The sequence below is a fragment of the Pseudomonas alvandae genome (assembly GCF_019141525.1).
In the GTDB taxonomy this organism is placed as follows: Bacteria; Pseudomonadota; Gammaproteobacteria; order Pseudomonadales; family Pseudomonadaceae; genus Aquipseudomonas; species Aquipseudomonas alvandae.
On sequence record NZ_CP077080.1, the window covers coordinates 5,714,302 to 5,740,279 of the forward strand.

The window sequence follows — 25,978 nt, forward strand, 5'->3', positions numbered from 1 at the left end:
GTGCACGCAGCGCCGTCCTCTACTGTGGGAGCGGGCTTGCTCGCGAATGCGGTGTGTCATTCAGCAAATGTGTTGGATGACACACCGCATTCGCGAGCAAGCCCGCTCCCACAAGGAGAAAAACTGCGGTGTGCTTGAATTATTTGCACCAGGAGGACACCGCCCATGGCCGCATTCGCCCATTCCGTCGGCGCCCAGACCTACCGCTTCGACAGCCTCAAAGACCTGATGGCCAAGGCCAGCCCGGCGCGTTCCGGGGATTTCCTCGCCGAAGTCGCCGCCCTCAACGATGGCGAGCGCGTGGCCGCGCAAATGGCTTTGGCTGACTTGCCCCTCAGCCATTTCCTGCAAGAAATGCTGATTCCTTACGAGATCGACGAAGTCACCCGGCTGATCGTCGACACCCATGACAAACAAGCTTTTGCCGCCGTCAGCCACCTCACCGTCGGCGGTTTTCGCGACTGGCTGCTCAGCGACGTCGCCGATGAGCAGAGCCTGCGGGCACTCGCTCCGGGCCTGACGCCAGAAATGGTCGCCGCCGTGTCAAAGATCATGCGCGTGCAAGACCTGGTGCTGGTGGCGCAGAAAATCCGCGTGGTCACCAAATTCCGCGGCACCCTCGGCCTGCGCGGGCGCCTGTCCACCCGCCTGCAACCCAACCACCCCACCGACGAACCTGCCGGGATCGCCGCGAGCATCCTCGACGGCCTGCTCTTCGGCAACGGCGACGCCATGATCGGCATCAATCCGGCCACCGACAGCACCGTCTCGATCTGCGCCATGCTGGAAATGCTCGACGCCATCATCCAGCGCTACGACATTCCCACCCAGGGCTGCGTGCTGACCCACGTCACCACCTCCATCGAAGCGGCGAACCGTGGCGTGCCCCTGGACCTGGTGTTCCAGTCCATCGCCGGCACCGAAGCGGCCAACGCCAGTTTTGGCATCAGCCTGAACATCTTGAAAGAAGGCTACGACGCCGGCCTCAGCCTGAATCGCGGCACCCTCGGCAACAACCTGATGTATTTCGAAACCGGCCAGGGCAGCGCGCTGTCGGCCAACGCCCACCACGGCGTCGATCAACAGACCTGCGAGACCCGGGCCTACGCCGTGGCGCGACATTTCAACCCGTTTTTGGTGAACACGGTTGTAGGCTTCATCGGCCCGGAATACCTCTACAACGGTAAACAAATCATCCGCGCCGGCCTCGAAGACCACTTCTGCGGCAAGTTGCTGGGCGTGCCGATGGGTTGCGACATCTGCTACACCAACCACGCCGAAGCCGACCAGGACGACATGGACACCCTGCTGACCCTGCTGGGCGTGGCCGGGATCAACTTCATCATGGGCATCCCCGGCTCCGACGACATCATGCTCAACTACCAGACCACCTCGTTCCACGACGCCCTCTACGCCCGTCAGACCCTGGGCCTGAAGCCGGCGCCGGAATTCGAAACGTGGTTGGCGAACATGGGCATCTTCACCCAGGCCGATGGCCGGGTGCGGTTCGGCGACAACCTGCCACCGGCGTTTCGCCAGGCCCTTGCGCATTTGGGATAAGCCGCATTTTTATGAGTGAGTTGCCCATGGATAAAAAACCTGTCGATTCGCAAAACCCTTGGCTGAACCTGCGCAACCTCACCCCGGCGCGCATTGCCCTGGGCCGCACCGGCACCAGCCTGCCGACCTCGGCGCAACTGGATTTCCAATTCGCCCACGCCCAGGCGCGCGATGCGGTGCACCTGGCGTTTGATCACCAGGGCATTCGCGCACAACTGACTGAGCGCGGCCGTGAAAGCCTGTTGCTCCACAGTGCCGCAGCCGACCGCCATAGCTATCTGCAGCGCCCGGACCTGGGCCGGCGGCTCGATGAGGCATCCGCGCAAATCCTGGACGAGTACGCGGCGGCCCATCCCGGCGGCGTGGATTTGGCTATCGTGGTGGCTGACGGCCTGTCAGCGCTGGCGGTGCATCGCCATACCTTGCCGTTCCTGGCGCGACTGGAAGAACAGATCACCGCCGAAGGCTGGTCCGTTTCGCCGGTGGTCCTGGTGGAACAGGGTCGCGTCGCCGTGGCGGATGAAGTGGCGCAGCGGCTCGGCGCAAAAATGTCGGTGATCCTGATCGGCGAACGCCCCGGCCTCAGCTCTCCCGACAGCCTGGGCCTGTATTTCACCTACGCCCCCAAGGTCGGCCTGACCGATGCCTACCGCAACTGCATCTCCAACGTACGCCTCGAAGGCTTGAGCTACGGCATGGCGGCCCATCGCTTGATCTACCTGATGCGCGAGGCCTGCCGTCGTCAGCTTTCGGGGGTCAATCTGAAGGACGAAGCCCAGGTTCATACTCTAGAGTCGGAAAACCCTGCCGATATGAAAGATAATTTCCTACTGGCGCCGCCCCGCAACTGATCCGTTTATCCGATTGCGTTTTTGATCCGCTTTCAGGCAGCATCAAAAGCACGGCAGCGCGACATTGTTGTCTGAATATCTGTCGACCTTTGCAGACGAGACCTACCATGCGGATTATCCAAGCGACCCTGGAACACCTGGACCTGCTGACCCCATTGTTCGTCAAATACCGGGAATTCTACGGCTCGCTGCCCTACCCGGACTCGTCCCGAGCCTTCCTCGAAAAGCGCCTGCGCCGCAAGGAATCGGTCATCTACCTGGCCCTGCCGGATGACGACGACAGCAAATTGCTCGGCTTCTGCCAGCTCTATCCCAGCTTCTCGTCGCTGTCGCTCAAGCGCGTGTGGATCCTCAACGACATCTACGTCGCCGAAGACGCCCGCCGCCAACTCGTCGCCGACAACCTGATCCGCACCGCAAAAAAAATGGCCAAGGAAACCAACGCCGTGCGCATGCGCGTCTCCACCAGCAGCAACAACGAAGTCGCGCAGAAAACCTACGAATCGATCGGCTTCAAGGAAGACACCGAGTTCAAGAACTACGTGCTGCCAATCAGCGAAGGGCTCTGACCCGATGATCGCGGACTGATCGTCCCCACGCTCCGCGTGGGAACGATCAAACCTCTGTGGCCAAGTGAAACCCTCGTGGCGAGGGAGCTTGCTCCCGCTGGGCTGCGCAGCAGCCCCAATCTCCTGCAACCTCAACCTCAATGACACAGCACTAACCTGTGGCGAGGGGATTTATCCCCGCTGGAGCGCGAAGCGGTCCCAAATCAGCCAACTCGTTCAGCCTGACACACCGCGCGCACAGGTTTTGGGGCTGCTGCGCAGCCCAGCGGGGCGGTGCGACGTTTCGCTAAATCCCCTCGCCACAGGTGCTCGTCTCGCCGCAAGCCATTTGCCCCACCTCGAAATCCCCAGCTACAAACTCCCCCCGCACTCCCCCCGCGCCACCGTATAATGCCGCTCGTCCCAGCTTGTAAGAAAAAGCTACACACACCGTAGTCATACCCAAAAGCCAGACCCACCAGCCCGCCGAGCCGGGCCGCCACCAAGGTGCTACACATGGATTTCAACCCCCTCGACCTCATCCTGCATCTCGACGTCTACCTCGACATGCTGGTGACCAACTACGGGACGTGGGTCTACGCCATCCTGTTCCTGGTGATCTTCTGTGAAACCGGCCTGGTGGTCATGCCGTTCCTGCCCGGCGACTCCCTGCTGTTCATCGCCGGCGCCGTCGCCGCCGGTGGCGCCATGGACCCCGTCCTGCTGGGCGGCCTGTTGATGCTCGCGGCCATCCTCGGTGACAGCACCAACTACCTCATCGGCCGCACCGCCGGCGAAAAACTCTTCAGCAACCCCAACTCGAAAATCTTCCGCCGCGACTACCTGCAGCAAACTCACGACTTCTACGACAAACACGGCGGCAAAACCGTGACCCTGGCGCGCTTCCTGCCGATCATCCGCACCTTCGCGCCCTTCGTCGCCGGCGTCGGCAAGATGAACTACCTGCGCTTCCTCGGGTTCAGCGTCCTCGGCACCGTCCTCTGGGTCGGCGGCCTGGTGACCCTCGGCTACTTCTTCGGCAACGTGCCGTTCATCAAGCAAAACCTGTCCTTGCTGGTGGTGGGCATCATCCTGCTGTCGCTGCTGCCGATGATCATCAGCCTGGTGCGCAGCAAACTGAACCAGCGCGCCTCGAAAGCCGAAACGCGCTGATCGCCCATGTGGTCCCTGAGCAACTGGCGCCGCCGACGCACCCTCGCCAAACACCCCGTCGCCGAGGACACCTGGCAGCGCGTGCGCCAACAATTGAGCTTCCTCGACGGCATCAGCGCCGCCGAGGACCAATGGCTGCGGGAAGCCTGCGTCCTGTTCCTCCACGATAAACACCTCACCGCCCTGCCCGGCGTCGAACTGCATCAGGAACAACGCCTGCTGCTCGCCGCCCAGGCCCAGTTGCCGCTGATGCACCTCGGCGAACTGAACTGGTACCAAGGCTTCCACGAAATCGTCCTCTACCCCGACGATTTCCTCAGCCCCCAGCGCTACCGCGACGCCAGCGGCATCGAGCACGAGTGGGACGGCGAACACAGCGGCGAAGCCTGGCCCCAAGGCCCGATCATCCTGGCCTGGGACGGCGTCATGGCCAGCGGCGGCTGGGACGGCTACAACCTGGTGATCCACGAACTGGCGCACAAACTCGACATGCTCAACGGCGACGCCAACGGCCTGCCGCCCTTGCACGCCGACATGCGCGTCAGCGACTGGGCCGAGGCCATGCAGCAAGCCTTCGACGACCTCGACCGCCAACTCGACCACAACCCCGACGCAGAAACCGCCATCGACCCCTACGCCGCCGAAAACCCGGCCGAATTCTTCGCCGTCACCAGCGAATACTTCTTCAGCGCCCCGGACCTGCTGCACCAGGCCTATCCCAAGGTGTACGAACAGCTCAAGGCGTTCTACCGCCAGGATCCGTTGGCCCGGCTGCGGCAACTTCAGGCCGAAGATCCGGTCTATCAGGCGTCATACCAAGGTCTCTAAGACCTTGGGAACGTGGCATCAGCGGACGAATATGCCTATAATCGCCGCCACTTTTTGGTCAATCCGACCAGTCATCTGGTCAACTAACGGGGGCACCGCCCAATGAGCTACAGCAAGATTCCGGCTGGCAAAGACCTGCCGAACGACATCTACGTCGCGATCGAAATCCCGGCCAACCACGCCCCGATCAAATACGAAATCGACAAAGACAGCGATTGCCTGTTCGTTGACCGTTTCATGGCCACCCCGATGTTCTACCCGGCCAACTACGGTTACATCCCCAACACCCTGGCCGACGACGGCGACCCCCTCGACGTGCTGGTCGTGACCCCTTACCCAGTGGCCCCAGGCTCGGTCATCCGCGCCCGTCCAGTCGGCATCCTGAACATGACCGACGACGGCGGCGGCGATGCCAAAGTCATCGCAGTGCCACACGACAAACTGTCGCAACTGTACGTCGACGTGAAGGAATACACCGACCTGCCACCGCTGCTGATCCAGCAGATCGAGCACTTCTTCGCGAACTACAAAGACCTCGAAAAAGGCAAGTGGGTCAAGATCGAAGGCTGGGCCGGCGCAGACGCCGCCCGCGAAGCGATCACCAAGTCGGTTGCCGCCTACAAAGGCTGAAATCGAACTTAAAAAGAACCCCGGTTAATACCGGGGTTTTTTATGCCTGGACCCTTCTTAATACAACTTCGTATTAGTAGCGTTTACCCATGTTTACATTGCCAGTTTCGATTCCCGCAAACGGAAAGATCGTCTTATAAATTCACACGACATGTTTATTGCTCAAAACACAGTCGTCTCTAAACTTTCCGTTTATGAAAATACATTCCAGTGGCGACCGCTTCAGAGCCCTTCTCAGAGAAGCGAACATCCGATCCGCCGACTTCGCGAAGTTATACGGCGTGAAATCCCAACACGTGAACAACTGGTTCAACCGTGGCATCCCACCCGGGCGCATTCACAGCATCGCCAGCCTGCTGACCGTCAGCCCGGAATGGCTCGCCCGCGGCGAAGGCCCGCAAACCCCATTGGGCCTCGGCCCCGGCACCACCTATGAAGCCGCCGAAAACGACGGCGTCTACAGCGTGGCGGAACCCACGGACATCGAACTGCCTTTCTATAAGGAAGTCCCCATCGCCCCCGGCGAAACCAAGACCCGCATCGTCGAAATCCCCGACCAATCCATCCGCCTGCCCCGCAGCCACCTCGAATCCCTCGAAATCGACCCCAGCGACGCCATCTGCACCACCATGGTCGGCGACAGCATGGCCGAACGTATTGAAGACGGCTCCACACTCGCCATCGACCGCGGCCTGACGCAAATTGTTGATGGTCAAATCTATGCGCTGGAGCATGACGGCATGCTCCGCATCAAATACCTCCACCGCATCCCCGGCAACCGACTACGCCTGCGCAGCCACAACAGCGCTGCGTATCCCGACGAAGTCTTCAGCGCAGAACAGATCGACAAACAACACATCCACGTGATCGGCTGGGTGTTCTGGTGGTCAACCCTCAACAAACAGAGACCGCCGGTGTTCGACTAACCCACCCAAGACCAGAAACCGTGGCAGGAACTGCAGTAGGATCTGTGGCAGGAGCTTTTGTGGCAGGAGCTCTTGTGGCGAGGGAGCTTGCTCCCGCTGGGCTGCACAGCAGCCCCCTACTTTCCCCTGAATCGCCCTAACCCAATGATTCCACACCACTTACCACTGGGATTCCAAAGCAAACCCGCGTATCCTCCGCCCCACATTTGCGAGCCCACGCCTCGCACCGACAAGGCAGATCACTTTCTGACCAAGTCCCACAGCCGGCCGCAAGAGCCGGATGTACGTTTTGAAGGCTGGTAAGGTTTGTCAAAAACGAGCTGAATCAGTCAACGAGAAGCCGGCCATAAGCCGGCTTTTTAATGTCTGTGTTTTACCCATCCCCCATCCAAATCCCGCCTGATGACCAAGCAACGCCGCACGTAAGCATCCCCCGTACTCGACAGCGAAAGTTATCAAACACCGCATGATTCCCAAACGCCATCAGAAGAGAATATTCTGACGACATATTGCGCTGCGTCCTACAGCGAAACGGGAAACCTACGGATAGCCCCCGCCATGTCCTCTTCACCTACCAGCAATCAATCCAATCCGCCCTGGAGCCGTGACGAACTCGTCCTAGCTCTGGATCTGTACCTTCTTCACCGCAATGGTCTGCCGGGCGTTAATCATCCGGACGTCCAAGCCCTATCTCAGAGCCTCAATCTCATTGGCAACGCCACCGGTGTGAGCAAGAACCAGAGTTTTCGTAACACCAATGGTGTCTGCATGAAGCTCAATAATTTCCGTCGTTGGGATCCGAGCTACACCAACACGGGCCGCACAGGACTTGCAAAAGGCAATAAGGATGAGGAGTTGGTATGGCTGGAGTTCGCTAACGACCCCGTGCGCCTGGCCGAGGTCGTAGGAGCCATCAAGGCGAACGTCGGAACCACTGCTATTACGCCAGTAGATCTAAGTGCGGAGGAAGAGCCGGGATTCTTCGAAGCAGAGGAAGGAAAAGTGTTAACCCGCGTGCACCGTGTACGGGAAAGGGACAAAAAACTCGTCAAACGAAAAAAGGACGAAGCCCTGAAGACTCACGGTGTCCTCCAGTGCGAAGCCTGTGGCTTCAACTTCAGCAAAACATACGGTCCTGACGTCGAAGGCGTTATCGATGTGCACCACACCAAGCCACTACATACGCTCCAACCTGGCGATAGAACCAAGCTCGCGGACCTCGCATTGTTGTGTGCCAATTGCCATCGAGTGGTGCATTCACGCCGTAAGTGGCTGAGCGTAATCGAGGTGAAGGACCGCTACCAAGCAGCTAAAAACACAGCCTGAACTGGGGTCGGCTGCCATGGGCAATCAGTGAAAAGCCCACTACGCCAAAAGAAAACTCTTACAATCCATCCCTAGATTTCTGACGGCCGCTGTCACGTTTCTGGCAGAAAAAGAGAGGCAAGCCTATGAGCAAGGCAGATGGCCCCCCAAAACAATTAATCGACGTGGAGAATCTTGCAGCGTCCCTTCAGCGCTTTGCAGATGATCGCGACTGGCAGCAATTCCACTCGCCCAAAAACCTTCTGCTAGCGCTGACAGGCGAGGTGGGTGAGCTTTGCGATGTGTTCCAGTGGATGAGCGAAGCCGACTCACTGGCTGCTGCCAAGCATCCGGCGACCGCCCAATCGGTGAAGGACGAGCTAGCCGACGTATTCATGTACTTAGTCCGTCTGAGCAGCGTGCTCGGAGTCGATCTCAACGAAGCGGTCATGAGCAAGCTTGCTCTGAACGGCCAAAAATACCCTGTCGACAAAGCCAAAAGCACCAGCAAAAAGTACGACCAACTCTGACCTTCAGTGCTCTAAGGATCTCTTGTGATCGTTTACGCGGCGACCAAACAGCAATTCCTGAAAGACAACGATAACGACGATATAGAAGAAGTGATTCTGCGGCACTTTAAAGAGGCCACCGGTAAGAAGGTGGGCGCATCAGAGATCAGGTCGTGGCAGGGATCCTTGACCTATATGGCCAAGGTGCTTCGAGACGATGACCTACCCAGCGACGCTGGTCTGGCCATTGAGCTGCATATCCCACAGTCCTCGAAACGCATCGACTTTTTGCTCACGGGACGCGATGAGAACCAAGCAAAAAAAGCTGTATTGATCGAACTGAAGCAATGGAGCAAGGCGAGCGCAACCACCAAGGACGCAATTGTCAAAACCGCCTTAGGTGGCGGTCTCGTTGAAACCATTCACCCGTCCTACCAGGTATGGTCGTACGCAGCGCTGCTGGAAGGCTTCAACGAAGCGGTATATGACAAAAGCATCGAAATTCGCCCCTGTGCCTACCTGCATAACTATGTCAGTGATGGCGTCATCAATTCTGTTCACTACGAAGCGCACACCAGTAAAGCTCCGCTGTTTCTCAAAGGTCCTGAGGAACTGACGAAACTAAGAAGTTTCCTAAAAAAGCACATCACTCACGGTGACAATAAATAGGTGCTTTACGAACTTTCCAATGGAAAAATTCGTCCATCCAAAGCGCTAGCCGAGGCGCTTACCGGGCTCATGGATAGTAAACCTGAGTTTGTGTTGATTGATGACCAGAAAGAAGTCTTCGAGTCAGCACTCGTTGCAGGAACTGAAGCCACCATAGAAGCCCCAAAGGTGCTAATCATCGAAGGGGGCCCAGGAACAGGAAAAACCGTCCTGGCGATCAACTTACTGGTACGCCTCACCGCGCTGAAGTTACTGACCAAGTACGTCTCAAAAAACGCAGCGCCACGCAAAGTGTACGAAAGCAAGCTGGTTGGTACGATCAAACGTAGCCATTTTTCTAATTTTTTTTCTGGATCGGGCGCGTTTATCGACACCGAGCCCAACACGTATGAAGCGCTAATCGTTGACGAAGCCCATAGGCTGAATGAGAAAAGCGGTCTTTATGGAAACTTAGGCGAGAACCAGATCAAAGAACTGATCGGCTCAGCGAAATGCTCGATTTTTTTCATCGACGAAGACCAGCGCGTGACCTTGAGCGACATTGGTAGTAAACAGGCGATCCGCGCCTTTGCCAAAGCAAAAGGCGCAACGGTGGAGGAATATTCTCTTTCCTCTCAGTTCCGTTGCAGCGGCTCTGACGGCTATCTAGCGTGGTTGGATGACGTATTGGCTATTCGACCGACTGCCAATCCGCTACTTGATACTAGCGAATACGAGTTCAAGGTTTTCAATACTCCACAGGCAATGCACGCGGCCATCGAGCAGAAAAACCACGGGAACAAAGCTCGTGTTGTCGCGGGTTACTGCTGGCCTTGGCTCAGCAAAAAAGACTCTCAGGCTTCCGACATCGTGATCGGCGATGCTTATGCGCGTCAGTGGAACCTGGATCAGGACGGCAGTTTGTGGATCATCGCGGAAAACTCCATCGAACAGGTCGGTTGCATCCACACCTGCCAGGGGCTGGAAGTCGACTACATAGGAGTAATCATCGGGCCGGATTTAATCGTTCGTGATGGGCAAGTTCTGACGTCACCGCACAAGCGTGACAAGTACGACAAATCGATCCGTGGCTGGAAGAAACTGATGAAAGAGCGGCCTGATTTCGCGGAGAAGGAGACAGATATGATCATCAAAAACACGTACCGAACATTGATGACCCGTGGGATGAAAGGATGCTACCTGTACTGCACTGACGAGGAAACGGCACAGTACTTTGAGAGTCGGCTCGCCGATTACCACTCCCATTGACGTCCTGCTGACTTGGGCAATTATCCAACAGGTTGTTGGACAATCTGAGCACCTGCCGTTTCGGGGCTGTTGTAAAAGGTCTTGCAAAGCAAGACCTTTTATCGCGAAAAGGCAGCCAACACCCCGCCCTATCTCACCTCAACAATATCCAAAGCCCGATTCGCCAACAGTTCACTCACCTCAATCACCTGCAAAATCCCCATCGCAACACGCCGTCGCGACCCATCCAGATCAAACGCCAGATCACTGATCATGGCATTCGCTGAAGCCAGGTTTTCACTGAGGCTGGCAAGCAGACACTCCGAATCAACATCCGGCGCAATACGGAAAATGCTGTTGGGATTGTCAGACGTTTCTCTCTTCGGAGTAGGCTTCAGATAAAAATCCAATGCCCGGGTGGCAGCATCATCAAACTTTTTGTTACGAGCAGTCTGAGCGCGCGACACATGCTCATCTGTAGCAGGCGGGTTTGGTGTAATTTTAGCCATGGTAAAGCTCCTAGAGTCTGTTGGAGCTACCACCATTCGCTGCGAAACGAAGTTGGGGTGGCAGCTGTACGCGGGTTCGCAGACCGGGACTCTAGGGACCGGCAGACCCATGGGGTCTCCCACGCACAGCCACCTCTGACGAAATAACAGACATAGGACAATCTGCTTTCGAAGGTGACGTTGTGCGCCTATAGAGTCCGGGCTGCGAAACCCGATCACTGATGCTCAGTGACAAGACTCAAACTACCGACGGGCCCCAAAACGCACAAGCCGGCGGATTCTGGCGTAGTTGTAGGCAATGGCGCAAGAAAACGTCAGTCGCGCCCTGGATTCCAAGCACCCAATAAACGCCGCGCCGCGCCACCCCATCACAAGAGGACAACGTGTCGCCGTTTTGCGATTTCTGCGACACGTTCCCTCCTCATGTCGCTACCGACGACATGAGAACGAAACGTGTCGTCAGAACGGCGTTTTAGCGACATGACAGCTAAAGCGACTCCTCGGGCCTGACTCGCCCCTCACCCCAACGTATTCAAACAAACCACCTTCGGCTGGGTCATTTCCTCATACGCAAACCGCACCCCTTCCCTGCCCAAACTCCCATACTTGGAACCACCAAACGGCATCGCATCAAACCGGAAATCCGACGAGTCATTGATCATCACGCCCCCCGCCTCGATCCGTCGCGCAGCGCTCATCGCCGTGGACAGATCATTGGTGAAAATCCCAGCGTGAAGGGCGTACTCAGGCTCGTTAGCCAACGCAATCGCCTCATCAAACGTCTCGAACACCTGCAAAACCACCACCGGCGCAAACGCTTCGTTGCACCAGAGCCGGCTGGAATGATCGACATTTTCCAACACCGTAGCCGCATAGCAATTGCCCTGACGACGGTGGCCACAGAGCAACGTGGCGCCTTGTTGCAGCGCTTCGTTCACCATCTGTTCGGCGTTCTGCGCAGCTTGCTGGGTGATCATCGGCCCGATGTCGGTATTGGCGAGCAGCGGGTTGCCGACGACGAGGGCTTGGGCCTGGTTGACGAAGCGTTCGCGGAAGGCTTCGTAGATCGGTGCGTGGATGAGCAGGCGTTGGGTGCCGATGCAGTTTTGCCCGGCGGCCCAGAAGGCGCCGGAGACGCAGCTGTCGACGGCGGCGTCGAGGTTGCAGTCGCTCATGACGATGACGGGGGCGTTGCCGCCGAGGTCCATGGCGAGTTTTTTCAGGCCGGCGGTGCGGGCGATTTGTTCGCCGGTGACGAAGCCGCCGGTGAAGGAGATCATTCGCACGTCGCGGGCGGCGACCAGGGCTTTGCCCAGTTCCGCGCCGCCGGTGGCGACGGTGACCACGGTTTCAGGCAGGCCGGCGGCGACCAGGTACGACACCAGTTTGAGCGCCGACAACGGTGCCAGTTCGGACGGTTTGAGGATCACCGCGTTGCCGCCGGCGATGGCCGGGCCGAGTTTGTGGGCGACCAGGTTCAGCGGGTCGTTGTAGGGGGTGATGGCGACGATCAGGCCCAGGGGTTCGCGGGTGAACCAGCCCTGGCGCGATTCGGCGCCTTCGTAGGCGTCGAACGGGACGATTTCGCCGGCGTTGCGCTTGGCTTCTTCGGCGGAGAGTTTGAGGGTGTTGACGCAGCGTTTGACTTCTTTTTCGGCCTGTTTGAGGGTCTTGCCGGCTTCGTCGACGATGAGTCGGGCGAAGGCTTTGGCGTCGCGTTCGATGTTGAGTGCGGCGTGTTCGAGGATGCTGGCGCGGCGATGACGCGGCAGTGCGGCGCAGGCTTTTACGCCGCTGCGGCCGGTCTCGAGCAGGTGCGGGACTTCTGAGGCGCACACGTCGGCGACGGTGCCGACGACGCTGCCGTCAAACGGGTTGAGGACTTCGATGTGCGGTTCGACGACCGCCAGGGCCAGGCGCGATACGTTCACAGGGTGTGCTCCTGTTTGCGGGTTGCCGATTGGTGGATGCTGATGATGTCCGACAGCAGCGCGAACGCGGTTTCGGTGCGGCCTGCGCCTGGGCCGGAGACGGTGACGGCACCGAGCAGTTCGCTGGTGAACGACACGGCGTTGGTGGCGCTGCTGATGCTCGCCAGCGGGTGGTCGTTGCTGAGCAGGCGCGGTTCGACGCTGGCGCTGATGGAGCCGTCGGCATTGCGGGTGGCGGCGCCGATGAGTTTCCAGCGTGCGTTGTCGCGGCGGGCTTTTTCGATGTCGTCGAGGCTGAGGGCGGAGATGCCTTTGCAGCTGACGTCGTTGACGGTGAGTTTGGCGTCGAGCAGTTCGTTGGCGAGGATGACCACTTTCAGGCGCACGTCGTGGCCTTCGACGTCGGCGGTTGGGTCGGCTTCGGCGTAGCCCAGGGCTTGGGCCTGGCTGACGGCTTCGGCGAACCCGAGGCCGCCTTCCATGGCGGTGAGGACGAAGTTGGAGGTGCCGTTGAGGATGCCTTCGAAACCGCTGATCGAGCTGCCGGCCAGGGCTTGTTTGGCGAGGCGGATGACCGGGGTGCCGCTCATGACCGAGCCTTCGTATTCGAAGGCGACGTTGTTGCGTTGGGCCAGGGCCTTGAGCTCGGCGCCGTGCAGGGCGATGGGGCCTTTGTTGGTGGTGACCACGTGTTTGCCGCGCTCCAGGGCCCAGCGGCAGAAGGAAGTGGCAGGCTCGCCGTCCACGGGATTGGTGAAGGTGGCTTCGGCGATGATGTCGGCGCCGCAGTCTTTGATCACGGCTTCGTTGAGGGCATCGACGGTGCCGCCGGGGAGTTGGGCCATGGCGCCTTTGCTGGCGGGCAGTCGGGCGAGCGAGGCGGCGTCGAGGCCGTGGCGGTTCATCACCGAACCGAGGAACAGGTCGGTCACGCCGACGATTTTCAGGGTGAAGCCGAGTTCGGTTTTCCACTGCTGGTTGCGCTCGGCAATCAGTTGGGCCAATGCCCGATTTACACCGCCGAAGCCGACTAGAGCCAGTTTGTATTCAGTCATTTTTGTTGTGTCCCTTGATCCGGGTGATGAGGTTTGTTGGGATCTAGGTTAGGGGGCTGGGGTGGGCAGTGAAATATGCCAATTTGCTCTATTTTCTGGGCGTTTTGACCAGGGGGTGGGCGAAGTGGTGGGTGGGGGGAAAGCCGACAGAATCGACTGGCCGAACACAGGCCTCTGTGGGAGTGAGTCTGCTCGCGAAGGGGTCAGGTCAGGCAACATTGATGTCGACTGGTCTACCGCCATCGCGAGCAAGCTCGCTCCCACAGTTTTTTTCAGTGTTTGGTCCATTGGAGTCGGGGCATTCATCTGCGCCGGCTCTTGTGGCGAGGGAGCTTGCTCCCGCTGGGCTGCGCAGCGGCCCCAAAATCATGCAGCGCGGTGGGTCAGGTTGATTGGGGTCAACTTGGTTGGGGCTGCTTTGCAGCCCAGCGGGAGCAAGCTCCCTCGCCACGGGGTTTGTGGTGGCTGGCTTATTTGTGAACACCATTAGCGGTAGTGAGTAGGCGGGGCCTGGCTGAACACATTCCCCTGTGGGAGCGGGCTTGCTCGCGAAAGGGCCAGGTCAGGCGACATTGATGGTGGCTGGTGTACCGCTTCGCGAGCAAGCCCGCTCCCACAGTTTTCTTCAGTGTTTGGTCTATTAGCGGCAGAGCATGCACCCGCCGGCTCTTGCTCCCTCGCCACGGGGTTTGTGGTGGCCGGCTTATTTGTGGACACCATTAGCGATAGTGAGTAGGTGGGGCCTGGCCGAACACAGGCCTCTGTGGGAGTGAGTCTGCTCGCGATAGGGCCAGGTCAGGCGACATTGATGGTGGCTGGTGTACCGCTTCGCGAGCAAGCCCGCTCCCACAGTTTTCTTCAGTGTTTGGTCTATTAGTGGCAGAGAATGCACCCGCCGGCTCTTGCTCCCGCTGGGCTGCGCAGCGGCCCCAAATCATTCAACGCGGTGGGTCAGGTTGATTGAGTCAACTTGGTTGGGGCTGCTTTGCAGCCCAGCGGGAGCAAGCTCCCTCGCCACGGGTTGGGTGAAGGTTCAGACCACCGAAGACAACACAAACGACGTCACGGTGTTCTCTACCCCGGGCAGCGCCGAGATCTCTTTCCACACCTTGTGCACCCGCTCCGGGTTCGCCGCGCCGACTCTCAGCATCAAGTCAAACTCACCACTCATCACGTCGCACTGCAGCACTTCCGGCATAGCCTGCAATGCCTTCAACACTTCGGCGCCGCGCATGCGGTCGTAGCGGTAGACGAAGATCACGGCGTTGATGTTCGACGACGCTTGCGCGCCCTCCCCCGTGCGAACGGTGTAGCCCTGGATCACGCCGTCGCGTTCGAGGCGTTCGATGCGTTGGCGGACGGCGTTGCGCGAGAGGTTGACCTTGGTCGCCAGCTCGGCGTGGGCAGCGCGGGCGTTGAGGCGCAGTTCGGCGATGATGCGTTCGTCGAGGGGATCGAGGATTCGCTTCATGGGGCCTCCGGTTATAGCGAGCCGAGCAGTTGATGGAGGGCAGCGAGGTCGTCGGGCGGGATGCGATGGATCTGCGCTGGGCCATGCTCGGAAGCCGGACGTTGTTGCGCCGCCACGGGGATCCCCAACTCACCGAGCAACACCGCCGATTTAATCGGTGATATCTCGCCCAGGGTCACCATCGGTGCCACCAGGCTTCTGCGGTACAAACGCGCCGCGAGCACGCCGGTGGCGGTGTGTGGGTCGATGACATAACCGGTGTCGCGGTACAGCGACGTGATCTCGTTCAGCGTCTGCTCATCACTCACTGCGTAGGAGTCGATGATCATCCGCGCCTTTAGCCAGAACTCGTTGCCAATGCTCATTTCACCGTCGATTTCGAAGGTGTGCATCAGTGCGCTGACGGCTTGATCATCGTGCCCGTAGAGCTCCCAGAGAAACCGTTCCAGGTTGGAAAAGATCGACAGATCCATGGCCGGCGACAGGGTCTTGCTGGCGCGCAACCGCGAGTAATGGTTCTTCAAAAAGAACTGATGCAGCGCGTCATTCTGGTTGGTGGCGACGATCATCTGCGTGATCGGCAAGCCCATCTTCTGGGCGATGTAGCCTGCGTAAACCTCGGCAAAACTCGCCGCCGGCACGCTGAAGCCGATGGGCCGCTGACCGCCGCCCAGCTGCAACACCGCGTGAAAATAAAACACCAACTGCGCCATGACGCTGACCCAGTTGCTGGAGTTGAAACTGATCGCCTCGTGCTCTCGGAACAGTTGGGTGACGAGGGTCTGGCATTCGTCGAAACTGCCCTCCACGGCGACTTGATGAATCCGCGGATGCGCCGTTGCTTGCAGGTCGTGAAGCTGGTCTTGCGGTACGCCGGCCTCGGGATAAATCACCACCACGTCGGTCTCGTCGCAGTGCTTGAAGGCCTCGATGGCGGCCAGGCCAGTGTCGCCGTTGGTCACGCCGATCACCACGGCGCGACGCCCGCGTCTACGCAGGAAGTACTGCACAAGCCGCACCTGCAACTGCGCGGCAAAATCTTTCGAGGAACGGGTCGGCCCGTGGAACAACTCCAGGACCCATTCGTTGCGATCCACCTGATGCAACGGCGCCAGGGAGCGGTGGCTGAACTGGCTGCCGGCCTCCTTGAGCAAACGCTTGAAGTCAGCCTCGGGGATCGCTTCGCCCACGAACGGGCGCATCACTCGATAGGCCAGTTCGTCGTAGGACAAGGTCGACCAATTGGCGATGTCCTGGGGTTCGAACTGCGGCAATTCCATGGGGACAAACAGTCCGCCATCCTCAGCGATGGCCGACAGCACGACTTTTTCGAAATCGACCTGCACGGCGGAATTTCGGGTACTCACGTAGCGCATGGCCAACTCCGCAAACTCAGATAAAACAGCTCATTTGTAACGATGCGCCTGCTCCACCAGCCAGGTGGAAAACCGCGCCGCGTCCGGGTGTTGTTCGGCCCCGGAACTGCGCACCAGGTAGAACGATTCGCTGGCTTCGATGCGCTGGGCGAAGGGTTCGACGAGGCGTCCGTTGTCCAGCAATTCACCGACCATCGACGACCGCGCCAGGGCGATGCCCTGCCCCAGCTCGGCCATGCGCAAGGTGCAGACCAGCGTGTCGAATTGCAGGCCCGTCGAGGAATCCACCGAGTCGGCACCGACCATTTTCAGCCAGTAACCCCAGCCTTCTTCATAACCCAGCACGTGCAGCAGCGGATGCTTGGCCACGTCTGCCGGCACCTTCAGCGACGCCATCAAGGCCGGCGAGCAAACCGGGAACAAGGTGTCCCAGGTCAGCCGTTGCGACACCAGGCCGGGCCATTGGCCGTGGCCCCAGCGAATCTCCATGTCGTCTTCGCCGTCCAGCTCCTTGACCCAGATGTTGCTGATGTAGCGGATATCGACGTGGGGATGTGCCTGACGGAAATCCACCAGTTTCGGTGCCAGCCAGTGCACGAAAAACGCTAGGCTGCCGCGCACTTTGATCGGCCGGCGCTTGTGCTGGCCGAAGATTTCGTTGGTGCCCACCGCCAGTCGCGTGATCGCGTCTTGCACCACCGGCAGGTAGGCCTGGCCTTCTTCGGTCAGACCCAGGCCACGGGGCAAGCGCTTGAACAGCGCCACGCCGAGATGACTTTCCAGTTGGCGGATCTGCTGGCTGACCGCGCCCTGGGTCAGGAACAATTCATCGGCGGCGTGGGTGAAGTTCAGGCAGCGGGCGGACACTTCGAACGCCCGCAGCCAGTTCAACGGGGGCAACGTTTTTTGCTTCATGGTCTTACCTCGTTAACCCCCACGCACCGGGCACGCTTGCCCGCCCCGTCGATGCGGTTAGAACGCGTCGGACGGTTGTGCCACGAGGGCGACCGACAAGCGTCGCTCGCGGCTTTTGCGGGTAATGTAATACACGAAGTAACACCAGGCGATGAACGGCAAGCCGAAGTACAGCGCCACCCGTTGTTCGGGGTCGAAGGCGATGCCGACGCACGCCAGGCTGCAGCACACCAGCGCCCCCAGCGGCACCCACGGATAACCACGAACGCGGAACTTGAGGTCGCGAATGTCGCCGCCGTTCGCCACATAGTGACGGCGAAAACCGATCTGGCTCGCGGCGATGCTCATCCACACCACCACCACGGCCAGGCCGGAGATCGACACCAGCGCCAGGTAGATGGTGTCGGCGGCAAACACGCTGCTGAGCAACGACGCGGCGCCGCCGGCCATGCTGACGATGATCGCGTTGAGCGGCGTTCCCATGCGGGTCAGGGCCGAGAACTGCTTGGGCAGGTGGCCTTGGTCGCTGAGGGTCCAGAGCATGCGCGAGGCGGCATACAGCCCGGAGTTCGCCGCCGACAATAGGGCGGTGATGATCACGAAGTTCATGATGTCGGCGGAGTATGGAATGCCGATGTAGGTGAACACCGTGACGAACGGACTCTCCACCAGGCCGGCCTGTTCGCGGGGCAACAGCGTCGCGAGGACAAAAATGGTCCCGACAAAAAACACTGCCAGGCGCAGCACCGTGGTGCGGATGGCGCGGGGTACGTTGCGTTGCGGGTCCTTGGTTTCCCCGGCAGCGATGCCGATCAGTTCAGTGCCGGAGAAGGCGAAGGAAACTGCCAGCAGCGTCATCGCAATCGGCATGAAGCCCGTAGGAAAAAGTCCTTCGCGAGTGAAGTTGCTTAACCCGATGCTGTGGGCCTGGTCGATGTTCAGCAAACCGAGAATCGCGCCACCGCCGATCAGCAGGAACACCACCACGGTCAGCACTTTGATCAACGACAGCCAGAACTCGGTTTCGGCGAACAAACGCACCGAGACCACGTTGGTGAGGAACACCACGCCGGCGAACAGCGCGCTCCAGATCCACACCGGCGTGTCGGGAAACCATCGGGTCATGAGGATGCCGGCGGCAGTGAACTCGGAACCGATCGCCACCGTCCATGTCAGCCAGTACAGCCACGCCACGGTGTAGCCGGTGCCGGGGCCGAGGAAGCGTGTTGCATAGGTGCTGAACGAGCCGGTTTCCGGCATCTGCACCGCCAGCTCACCGAGGCACATCATCACCATGTAGACCATGAGCGCGCCGATGACGTACGCAATGACCGCGCCCATCGGCCCGGCCTGGTTGACGGTGTAGCCGGAAGTCAGGAACAGCCCGGTGCCGATCACGCCACCCAAGGCGAGCATGACGATATGGCGCGTCTGCATTTCCTGCTTGAAGCCGGCCCGCGTACTGCTTTGTTGTTCTGTTAGGGACATGGTTGTTTCTCATGAAATGTCAGGGCGCGCATCGACGTCTACGCGAGTCAGACAAGCGCCGCTGAGCTTTTATTATTATTCCTATTCATGAACGCCCCGCTGACAGCCTTGTCGCGGGGTTATCAACTTGCTGACTTCAGCTTGCGGTCTCGGTGAGCACTTCATTGAGTTGCGGGTTGAGGGTTTTCCTGGCGAAGGCGAAGGCCTGTTTCAGGTCGTCCAACAAGTCGTCGGTATCTTCGATGCCGACCGACACGCGCACCAACCCTTCGGAAATCCCCAGGGCCAGGCGTTCTTCCAAGGTGTTCTCGACGTGACTGGTGGTGCGGGCCGGGCCGTAGATGGTTTCGACTGCACCGAGATTGCCCGCGCAATGAGCAAATCGCAGACGCGGCAACAGCACCTTGACCGTGTCCATCCCGCCCTTGAGCACAAAGCTGACGATGGCGCCGAACCCGGACATTTGCGCGCAGGCCACGGCGTGGTTCGGATGGCTCGGCAAGCCGGGATAGTTGACTGATTCCACCAGCGGTTCCGTGCACAGGAACTCCGCCAGGGCACGGGCGCTCGCCTGTTGCTGGCGCATGCGCAGGGCCAGGGTTTTCATGCCACGGATGATCATGTAGGCCGAGAACGGGTCGAGCGTGGCGCCGTTGATTTCACGGTAATGACGCACCTTCGCCATCAAGGTTTCGTTGCCGCACACCAGGCCGCCGAGTACATCGCCGTGGCCGCTGAGGAATTTGGTCGCGCTGTGGATCACCACGTCGACACCCAGTGCCAGCGGGTTCTGGTTCAACGGCGTGGCGAAGGTGTTGTCCGCTACCACCAGGGCGCCGACGCGTTTCGCCGCCGCAACCAGGCGCGGGATGTCGAGGATTTTCAGGGTCGGGTTGGTTGGCGTTTCCAGGTACAGGACCTGGCAGCCCTTGGCGATTTCCCGCTCGATTTCCTCGTGGTCGAAGGTCTCGCACAAGGTCACCGCGACGCCGGTGCGCGGCAGGAATTCTTCGAAGATTTTGTTGGTGCCGCCGTAGCTGTCCTTGGTCGACACCACGCGATCGCCATTGGCGAGGAAGGTGTAGAGCACGCTGCTGATCGCCGCCATGCCGCTGCTGAAGGCCACGGCGGATTCGGCCATTTCCAGTTCGCGGATCTTCGCTTCGACGGTCTCGACGGTCGGGTTGCTCATGCGGCTGTAGATAAAGCCCGGCGCCTTGCCCAACGCGACGTCGTACCAGACGTCGATGTCGTCATAACCGTACGCGGCGCTGACGACGATGGGGGTCTGGGTGGCGTTGTAAGGATGCCTGACTTGCTCCCCGCCCCACACCGCCCGGGTGCCCGCTCCTGCGTTGATAAGCCCTGCGCTGTCAGGTTTTTTGTTCATTGTGACTACTCGCACTGAGGGGGTGGACGTTGAGCCATCCGCCGGAATCTGAGGGCCAATATAGGGAAAAGCCACGCCGCCGAGAAACGATGTTATCGGTGCCAAAGGGGTGGTTTTTTTAATGGCTGGATGAGGCCCAGCAAGTAAGTGGGTAATACAAAAATCTGTGGGAGCGAGCTTGCTCGCGATTGGGATGTGTCTGCTGCAGAGATGTTGGCTGACCCGCCGCTTTCGCGAGCAAGCTCGCTCCCACAAGGGAGTTGGTGGGGTTCTTGCCTATTCGGGACCAATTAAAGATTTGCCCTACAAACACTGCCTCCTTCCCTGACTTATTTCTCCGGCCATCCCCGGCAAAGTCTCGCGCCCACTTCAGCGTTGCGAGAGGCCTACATGTCCATCAACGACAAAATCCTTGCCCAGGGCAACGTCATTGGTTCGTTGGTGATGGCGCTCATGGACTCGGACCAGCCGGATGTCGAGGCGGTGTTGCAGGACTTTCGCCACTGCCTGAACGACTACGACAGTTGGGCGGAGCGTTTCTGGACGGGTCGGGCGTTGGACATCGAGCAGATGTTCAAGGTGGGCAACGAGGTGTCGCTCGCACCTGCGAAAAATGGCGGCAAGCAGGTCAGCGCCGTAGTGGCGGCCTGCCCCGCCCAAGGCCCGCTGACGCTCGTGCACATGTTCCAGTCCTCGCGCTTCGTGCCGATTGGCAGCACACCCGTGATGCTGGAACCGATCATTGGGGGCGAGCCGGGGAAGGAAATTTTCGGCGAGCCGATCCGTCAAGAGATCGGGCCGAGCGGCATCCTGGAAGTCAGCGAATGCGACCGAGGAAAGCGCTACCGCATCACCTTTTTTCCTGATGTGACGACTGCTCATGTCGAGGCGCTGTACGCGTCCTACCAGAAGGTGATTGGCGAGCTCGAAGGCTGGCTGAGTGCCGAGTGGGACGAGTTTCAACCGCTGTGGAAAGAGTTCTCCGACAGCGGCTTCGCGAAGCGCTTCAATGTGCTCCAGCAAGCCGAGCTTCGCGGCTTTGAAAGAGCCGTGTACGGACTGTGGGACAGCGTCAAACAGCTTTTCGAGCTGCTGGCGGACCTGCAAGCCAACAGCGAAAAGCTGTTGGAATACCTTACCGAGGCCGAGCTTGAGCAACTGCTGGAAGCGTCATCCGAAGCGATTGCCAAAGGCCTGATGATCCTCAGCGATGAGCCCTTGCTCTTCGTCTACACGGCTGCCTTTACCAGTTGGCTGCGGATGACGCCGCCGCAATACAGCGCCGAGGTCATGGGTGAGTTGCGCGCCTCGGTGCTGATCAACTTCCTGTTGGCGGCGGTTACCGGTGGACTGGGCGTCGGCCTGCGCATGAGCGGCAAGGTGCTGCGTCATGTCCGTTCGGAGCGTGTCCGGACGTGGCTGCAGGCCTCGAGCCAACGCCTGGGGCAACTCGGTGGCGACAGCCTTAACGCCCACGCCGATGTGCTCAAGCCGGTCGTGATTGCCGGCCGAGGCCCATCCGTAGGCCCCGCTCCCGTCACACCGTTGCACGTCACCACTGGGGATTCCGCACCGCTGTCGGTCAGCAACCCGGCTCCGGTCGTGCGGGAAAAATCCCAGGCCGCTACACGGCTGAGCAAACAAGAACACCACGACGACGCCTCCACTCAATCGACAAACCCCAACGGCGACCCCGCCGACAGCGCCGCCCAGACCCGCACCAACGGCTGCCCGGTGTCGATGGTCACCGGCGAGGAACTGCTGACCTTGGACGACGGCATCCTCGACGGACGCCTGCCGTTTATCTTCACCCGCCTCTATCGCACCAGCGCTGCCGAACTGGACATTGGCCTCGGCCGCGGTTGGAGCCATGCCTTGGCCCATCGCCTGCTGATCGAAGGCGAGCAGGTCATCTGGCTCGACCAGGAAAACCGCCGCACCACCTTCCCCCGCCCCAGCCTGCAACGCCCGGCCATCCACAACAGCCTGGCCCGCGCGGCGATCTACCTGAGCAATGAGCCGGACGAACTGATCATCGCCCAGCCCGGCGAAGACGCCCCTTTCCTACACTTTCGCGACGGTTGTCTGATCGCCCTGAGCGATCGGTACGACAACCGCCTGACGATCCAGCGCAACATCTACGGTGACATCAGCCGGCTGGACAACGGCGCCGGACGCTGCCTGCGTTTACGCTACGAACACCGCCACCTGGTCGCCATCGACTACCAGAGTTTTCACCCGGCGCCGACCCGCGACGAAAGTTGGCGCACTGAACAAACGCTGGTTTCCTACCGCTACGACGGCCGTTTCCGACTCATCGAAGCGACCAATGCGGCTGGCGAAAGCGAGCGCTACGACTACGACGACCAGCACGTCATCCTCCAGCGGCAACTGGCCGGCGGCGCGAGTTTTTACTGGGAGTGGCAGGGCTCCGGTCCAGCGGCGCGCTGCGTGCGGCACTGGGCGTCGTTCGCGCAGATGGACAGCCGCTACACCTGGGGCGAGGACGGCAGCGTCACCGTTCATAACCTCGATGGCAGCCAGGAAGTCTACGTCCACGACGATCGCGCGCGACTGGTGCGCCAGGTCGATCCCGCCGGCGGCGAGCACCTCAAGGCCTATGACGAACAGGGCCGGCTGATCGCCGAGCAAGACCCGCTCGGCGCGGTGACCGAATACCGCTACGACGAAGTCGGACGGCTGGTGGCGCTGATTCCGCCTGAAGACGAGCCCACGTCCTACGAATACCGAAACGGTTTCCTGCACACCCGGCAGCGCGGCAAAGCCGTGTGGACCTACCGCCGCAACGACCAGGGCGATGTCATCGAGGCCATCGACCCGGACGGCCAAAGCACCTGGTATCACTACGACGGCCAAGGGCAACTGAAAACCATCAGCTACCCGGACGCCAGCGCCCATTATTTTGTGCGCAACCGCCTGGGCCAGTTGACGGAAGAAACCCTGCCTGATGGCAGCCAGCGGTGTTTTTCCTACGACGCCCAAGGGCGTTTGCTGACCCGCCAGGACGAACACGGCGCCATCACCCATTACCAATGGGACGCCGTGGGCCGTTTGCTGCAAACCACCTTGCCCGGTGGCGCCACCCGCACTTGGCGCTACAACGCCTACGGCAAGGTCATCGCCGAACGGGACGAACTGGGCCGCACCACCCGCTACGAATACGCCGACGATTTGCACCTGATCAGCCGTCGGCTCAACCCCGACGGAAGCGAACTCAAATATCGCTACGACTCGGCGCGGCTGTTGCTGACCGACATCGAGAACGAATCCGGCGAACACTATCAGCTGGACTACACGCCCAACGGACTGATCCGACAGGAAACCGGCTTCGATGGCCAGCGCACCGGTTATGCCTACGACCTCAACGGCCACCTGCTGGAAAAGACCGAGTTTGGCGCCGATGGCAGCCAGCGGATCACCGCCTACCAACGCGACAGCGCCGGCCGCCTGCTGCGAAAAACCTTGCCAGATGGCGAGGCGGTCGATTACCGCTACGACGCCCTTGGACGCTTGGTCAGCGTCGACGACGGCCATTGGCCGCTGGCTTATGAATATGACCACCAGGACCGTTTAGTCGCCGAACACCAGGGCTGGGCGACCCTGCGCTATCGCTACGACAGCGTCGGTCGCCTGATTCACTGTCGCCTGCCCGACCGCAGCACCCTCGACTACCGCCACGCCCGCGGCGGTGCGCTGATCGCCATCGACCTCAACGGCACCTGCCTGACCGAACACCGTTTCAAGGGCGGCCGCGAAACCCAACGCCAGCAGGGCTTGCTGCTCAGCGACTACCGCTACGACGAACAGGGTCGCCTCAAAGCCCAAACCGTGTGGCAGACCCAGCAGCACCAATTGTTCTGGCGTGACTATTACTACAGCGCCAACGGCAACCTCGCCGCGCTTTCTGACAATCGAAACCGCCGCAGCTACCAATACGACCCGCAAGATCGCCTGCTCCGCATCGACTATGCCCACAGCCAAGGCCCCGAACGCTTCGCCCACGACCCGGCCGGCAACCTGCTGCTGCAAGACCGCCCCGGCCCGACCACCCTCAAGGCAAACCGCTTGCTCATGGAGGGCGACCGTCACTACGACTACGACGCCTACGGCAACCTCATCCGCGAACGCCGCGGCAAAACCCAGTGCCTCGTCACGCACTACCGCTACGACAGCCAACACCGCCTCATCGGCGTCGCCAGCCCGGACGGCAACGAAACGTCCTACCGCTACGATGCCTTCGGCCGACGCATCGAAAAGACCGTGGCCGGCCAGACCACGGAATTTATCTGGCAAGGCGATCAAGTCATCGCCGAAAGCAGCGACCGCCACTACCAAAGCTACGTCTACGAACCCGGCACCTTCCGCCCATTGGCCCTGCTCGAAGGCGAAGGCCCACAAAACGCCACGCCGTTCCACTACCACAACGACCACCTCGGCACGCCCCAGGAACTGACCAGCCACCAAGGCGAAATCGTCTGGGCCGCGCGCTACAACGGCTACGGCAAACTCACCGAACTCCGACACGGCAACGGCAAGCGCCTGGAACAACCGCTGCGCTTCCAGGGCCAATACCACGACCGGGAAAGCGGCCTGCATTACAACCGGCACCGGTACTACAATCCGGAGACGGGGCGGTATCTGACGCTGGATCCGAGCAAGCTCAAGGGTGGGCTCAATGGGTACCGGTACACCCTGAACCCGACGGGGTGGGTGGATCCGTTGGGGTTGGACGACTGCCCTGGGGGTGACGGGTGTAAGAGGCCGGCGGTTGGCGAGCAGGATCCGGCGGCTAAGGTTGGGGTGGATGAGGGAGAGCCACCCACTCCCGGAGGGACCAAGAATCCTAGAGACTTCGGTTCGAAAGAGAAGTTAGACACGCACTTCAAGAAGCACGGAGACGAATTCGGTGCTAAAAACGCTGGGGATTACTTGTCGATTGTTCGACAGATAATAAATGAGGGAATTAAGGTTAAGTACTCCTATGAACACGAGCTTAGAACGGGCTTTGTGATGTTTTTAGGAAACAACAAAAAAATGAAGCCTAAATTTGCATTTGTCGGGACCAATAACAAAGGAGAAATTACGACAGCACACATAAAAACCGATAAAGACTTCTGGAAAACCATTAATGGCAACGCAAAAGATAGGACAATAAGACCTCATGAATAACACAGCAGAAGTTAAAATCATTGCCATCGACACGCTAGCAGAAGAGTGCGTTACACTCCTTATTCACGGCATCACCATTGAGTGCTTCGCAAACTACCGCCCATATACAGTAGCCATAGGCGAGACACACCTTATTGAAATAACGATAGACTATTCAGAACCCCTCCAAATTGAAAAATCCGCCGAGCCCAATGCCTTTCCTGAAAAAATCGGAAACGGTTATGGCTATTACTTACATGGAGTATTAGATGGAGAGATATTTAGGTCTTTCACAGATTTTTCAGACGAGGACATTCATTATGATTACCCCGAACTGGTGGGAAAACCTGTAAAGATTAAAGCAGACAGAATCAACGTAAATTTTTTACAACTCTTAAAACTATGAATATCGCTGTCTATAAAAGCAATAGACTTAGCTTATAAAGTC

General features: G+C 59.7%; 19 protein-coding genes and 1 pseudogene. 12 read left to right on the plus strand and 8 right to left on the minus strand.

What is annotated here, in order from left to right:
• The first annotated feature begins 165 nt into the window (after positions 1-165).
• From KSS97_RS25515 to KSS97_RS25560, 10 genes and pseudogenes are all read left to right on the plus strand, one after another.
• On the plus strand, positions 166-1,560 hold the full coding sequence (locus KSS97_RS25515) for an ethanolamine ammonia-lyase subunit EutB (protein WP_217860412.1): 1,395 nt from the start codon (positions 166-168) through the stop codon (positions 1,558-1,560).
• 26 nt (positions 1,561-1,586) lie between these two features.
• On the plus strand, positions 1,587-2,411 hold the full coding sequence (eutC, locus tag KSS97_RS25520; protein ID WP_217860413.1) for an ethanolamine ammonia-lyase subunit EutC: 825 nt from the start codon (positions 1,587-1,589) through the stop codon (positions 2,409-2,411).
• 107 nt (positions 2,412-2,518) lie between these two features.
• Complete coding sequence (locus KSS97_RS25525) at positions 2,519-2,980, plus strand: GNAT family N-acetyltransferase (protein ID WP_030140398.1); 462 nt, start codon at positions 2,519-2,521, stop codon at positions 2,978-2,980.
• Positions 2,981-3,475: 495 nt separating this feature from the next.
• Positions 3,476-4,132, plus strand: coding sequence for a DedA family protein (locus KSS97_RS25530; RefSeq protein ID WP_030140399.1), 657 nt, complete (start codon positions 3,476-3,478; stop codon positions 4,130-4,132).
• Positions 4,133-4,138: 6 nt separating this feature from the next.
• A complete protein-coding gene (locus KSS97_RS25535; RefSeq protein WP_030140400.1) occupies positions 4,139-4,960 on the plus strand; it encodes a M90 family metallopeptidase in 822 nt (273 codons plus the stop codon).
• Positions 4,961-5,062: 102 nt separating this feature from the next.
• Positions 5,063-5,590, plus strand: coding sequence for an inorganic diphosphatase (gene ppa, locus KSS97_RS25540; protein ID WP_003205933.1), 528 nt, complete (start codon positions 5,063-5,065; stop codon positions 5,588-5,590).
• Between the two features lie 194 nt (positions 5,591-5,784).
• Positions 5,785-6,516 carry a LexA family transcriptional regulator gene (locus KSS97_RS25545; RefSeq protein ID WP_217860414.1) on the plus strand — a complete coding sequence of 244 codons (732 nt, stop codon included), beginning with the start codon at positions 5,785-5,787 and terminating at the stop codon, positions 6,514-6,516.
• 558 nt (positions 6,517-7,074) lie between these two features.
• Positions 7,075-7,842, plus strand: a complete 768-nt coding sequence (locus tag KSS97_RS25550; RefSeq protein ID WP_198796699.1) for an HNH endonuclease — start codon at positions 7,075-7,077, stop codon at positions 7,840-7,842.
• 125 nt (positions 7,843-7,967) lie between these two features.
• A complete protein-coding gene (locus KSS97_RS25555; protein ID WP_217860415.1) occupies positions 7,968-8,351 on the plus strand; it encodes a nucleotide pyrophosphohydrolase in 384 nt (127 codons plus the stop codon).
• Positions 8,352-8,375: 24 nt separating this feature from the next.
• Positions 8,376-10,247 (plus strand): annotated as a pseudogene (locus KSS97_RS25560) (DNA/RNA helicase domain-containing protein).
• Between the two features lie 128 nt (positions 10,248-10,375).
• Here KSS97_RS25560 and KSS97_RS25565 read toward each other — a convergent pair.
• The 8 genes from KSS97_RS25565 to KSS97_RS25600 form a co-directional block, all read right to left on the minus strand.
• Positions 10,376-10,735, minus strand: coding sequence for a DUF6124 family protein (locus tag KSS97_RS25565; RefSeq protein ID WP_217860416.1), 360 nt, complete (start codon positions 10,733-10,735; stop codon positions 10,376-10,378).
• Between the two features lie 518 nt (positions 10,736-11,253).
• Positions 11,254-12,666, minus strand: coding sequence for an aldehyde dehydrogenase family protein (locus KSS97_RS25570; RefSeq protein ID WP_217860417.1), 1,413 nt, complete (start codon positions 12,664-12,666; stop codon positions 11,254-11,256).
• On the minus strand, positions 12,663-13,721 hold the full coding sequence (locus KSS97_RS25575; protein WP_217860418.1) for a homoserine dehydrogenase: 1,059 nt from the start codon (positions 13,719-13,721) through the stop codon (positions 12,663-12,665). Before KSS97_RS25575 ends, KSS97_RS25570 begins: the two co-directional genes overlap by 4 nt.
• A 1,033-nt stretch (positions 13,722-14,754) precedes the next feature.
• Positions 14,755-15,192 (minus strand): Lrp/AsnC family transcriptional regulator, encoded by a 438-nt coding sequence (locus KSS97_RS25580; RefSeq protein WP_217860419.1) that lies wholly within the window; start codon positions 15,190-15,192, stop codon positions 14,755-14,757.
• 11 nt (positions 15,193-15,203) lie between these two features.
• A complete protein-coding gene (thrC, locus tag KSS97_RS25585) occupies positions 15,204-16,568 on the minus strand; it encodes a threonine synthase (protein WP_217860420.1) in 1,365 nt (454 codons plus the stop codon).
• A gap of 30 nt (positions 16,569-16,598) precedes the next feature.
• Complete coding sequence (locus tag KSS97_RS25590) at positions 16,599-17,483, minus strand: LysR substrate-binding domain-containing protein (protein ID WP_217860421.1); 885 nt, start codon at positions 17,481-17,483, stop codon at positions 16,599-16,601.
• Positions 17,484-17,540: 57 nt separating this feature from the next.
• Positions 17,541-18,971 (minus strand): amino acid permease, encoded by a 1,431-nt coding sequence (locus tag KSS97_RS25595; protein WP_217860422.1) that lies wholly within the window; start codon positions 18,969-18,971, stop codon positions 17,541-17,543.
• Positions 18,972-19,107: 136 nt separating this feature from the next.
• The gene (locus tag KSS97_RS25600) at positions 19,108-20,361 is read right to left on the minus strand and encodes a cystathionine gamma-synthase family protein (RefSeq protein ID WP_217860423.1); all 1,254 of its coding nucleotides are present in this window, start codon (positions 20,359-20,361) and stop codon (positions 19,108-19,110) included.
• A 390-nt stretch (positions 20,362-20,751) separates the two neighbouring features.
• Here KSS97_RS25600 and KSS97_RS25605 point away from each other — a divergent pair, with 390 nt between their 5' ends.
• Positions 20,752-25,551: an RHS repeat-associated core domain-containing protein gene (locus KSS97_RS25605; RefSeq protein WP_217860424.1), complete on the plus strand. Its 4,800-nt coding sequence runs from the start codon at positions 20,752-20,754 to the stop codon at positions 25,549-25,551.
• A complete protein-coding gene (locus tag KSS97_RS25610) occupies positions 25,544-25,936 on the plus strand; it encodes a UCP019853 family protein (RefSeq protein WP_217860425.1) in 393 nt (130 codons plus the stop codon). Before KSS97_RS25605 ends, KSS97_RS25610 begins: the two co-directional genes overlap by 8 nt.
• Positions 25,937-25,978 lie beyond the last annotated feature (42 nt).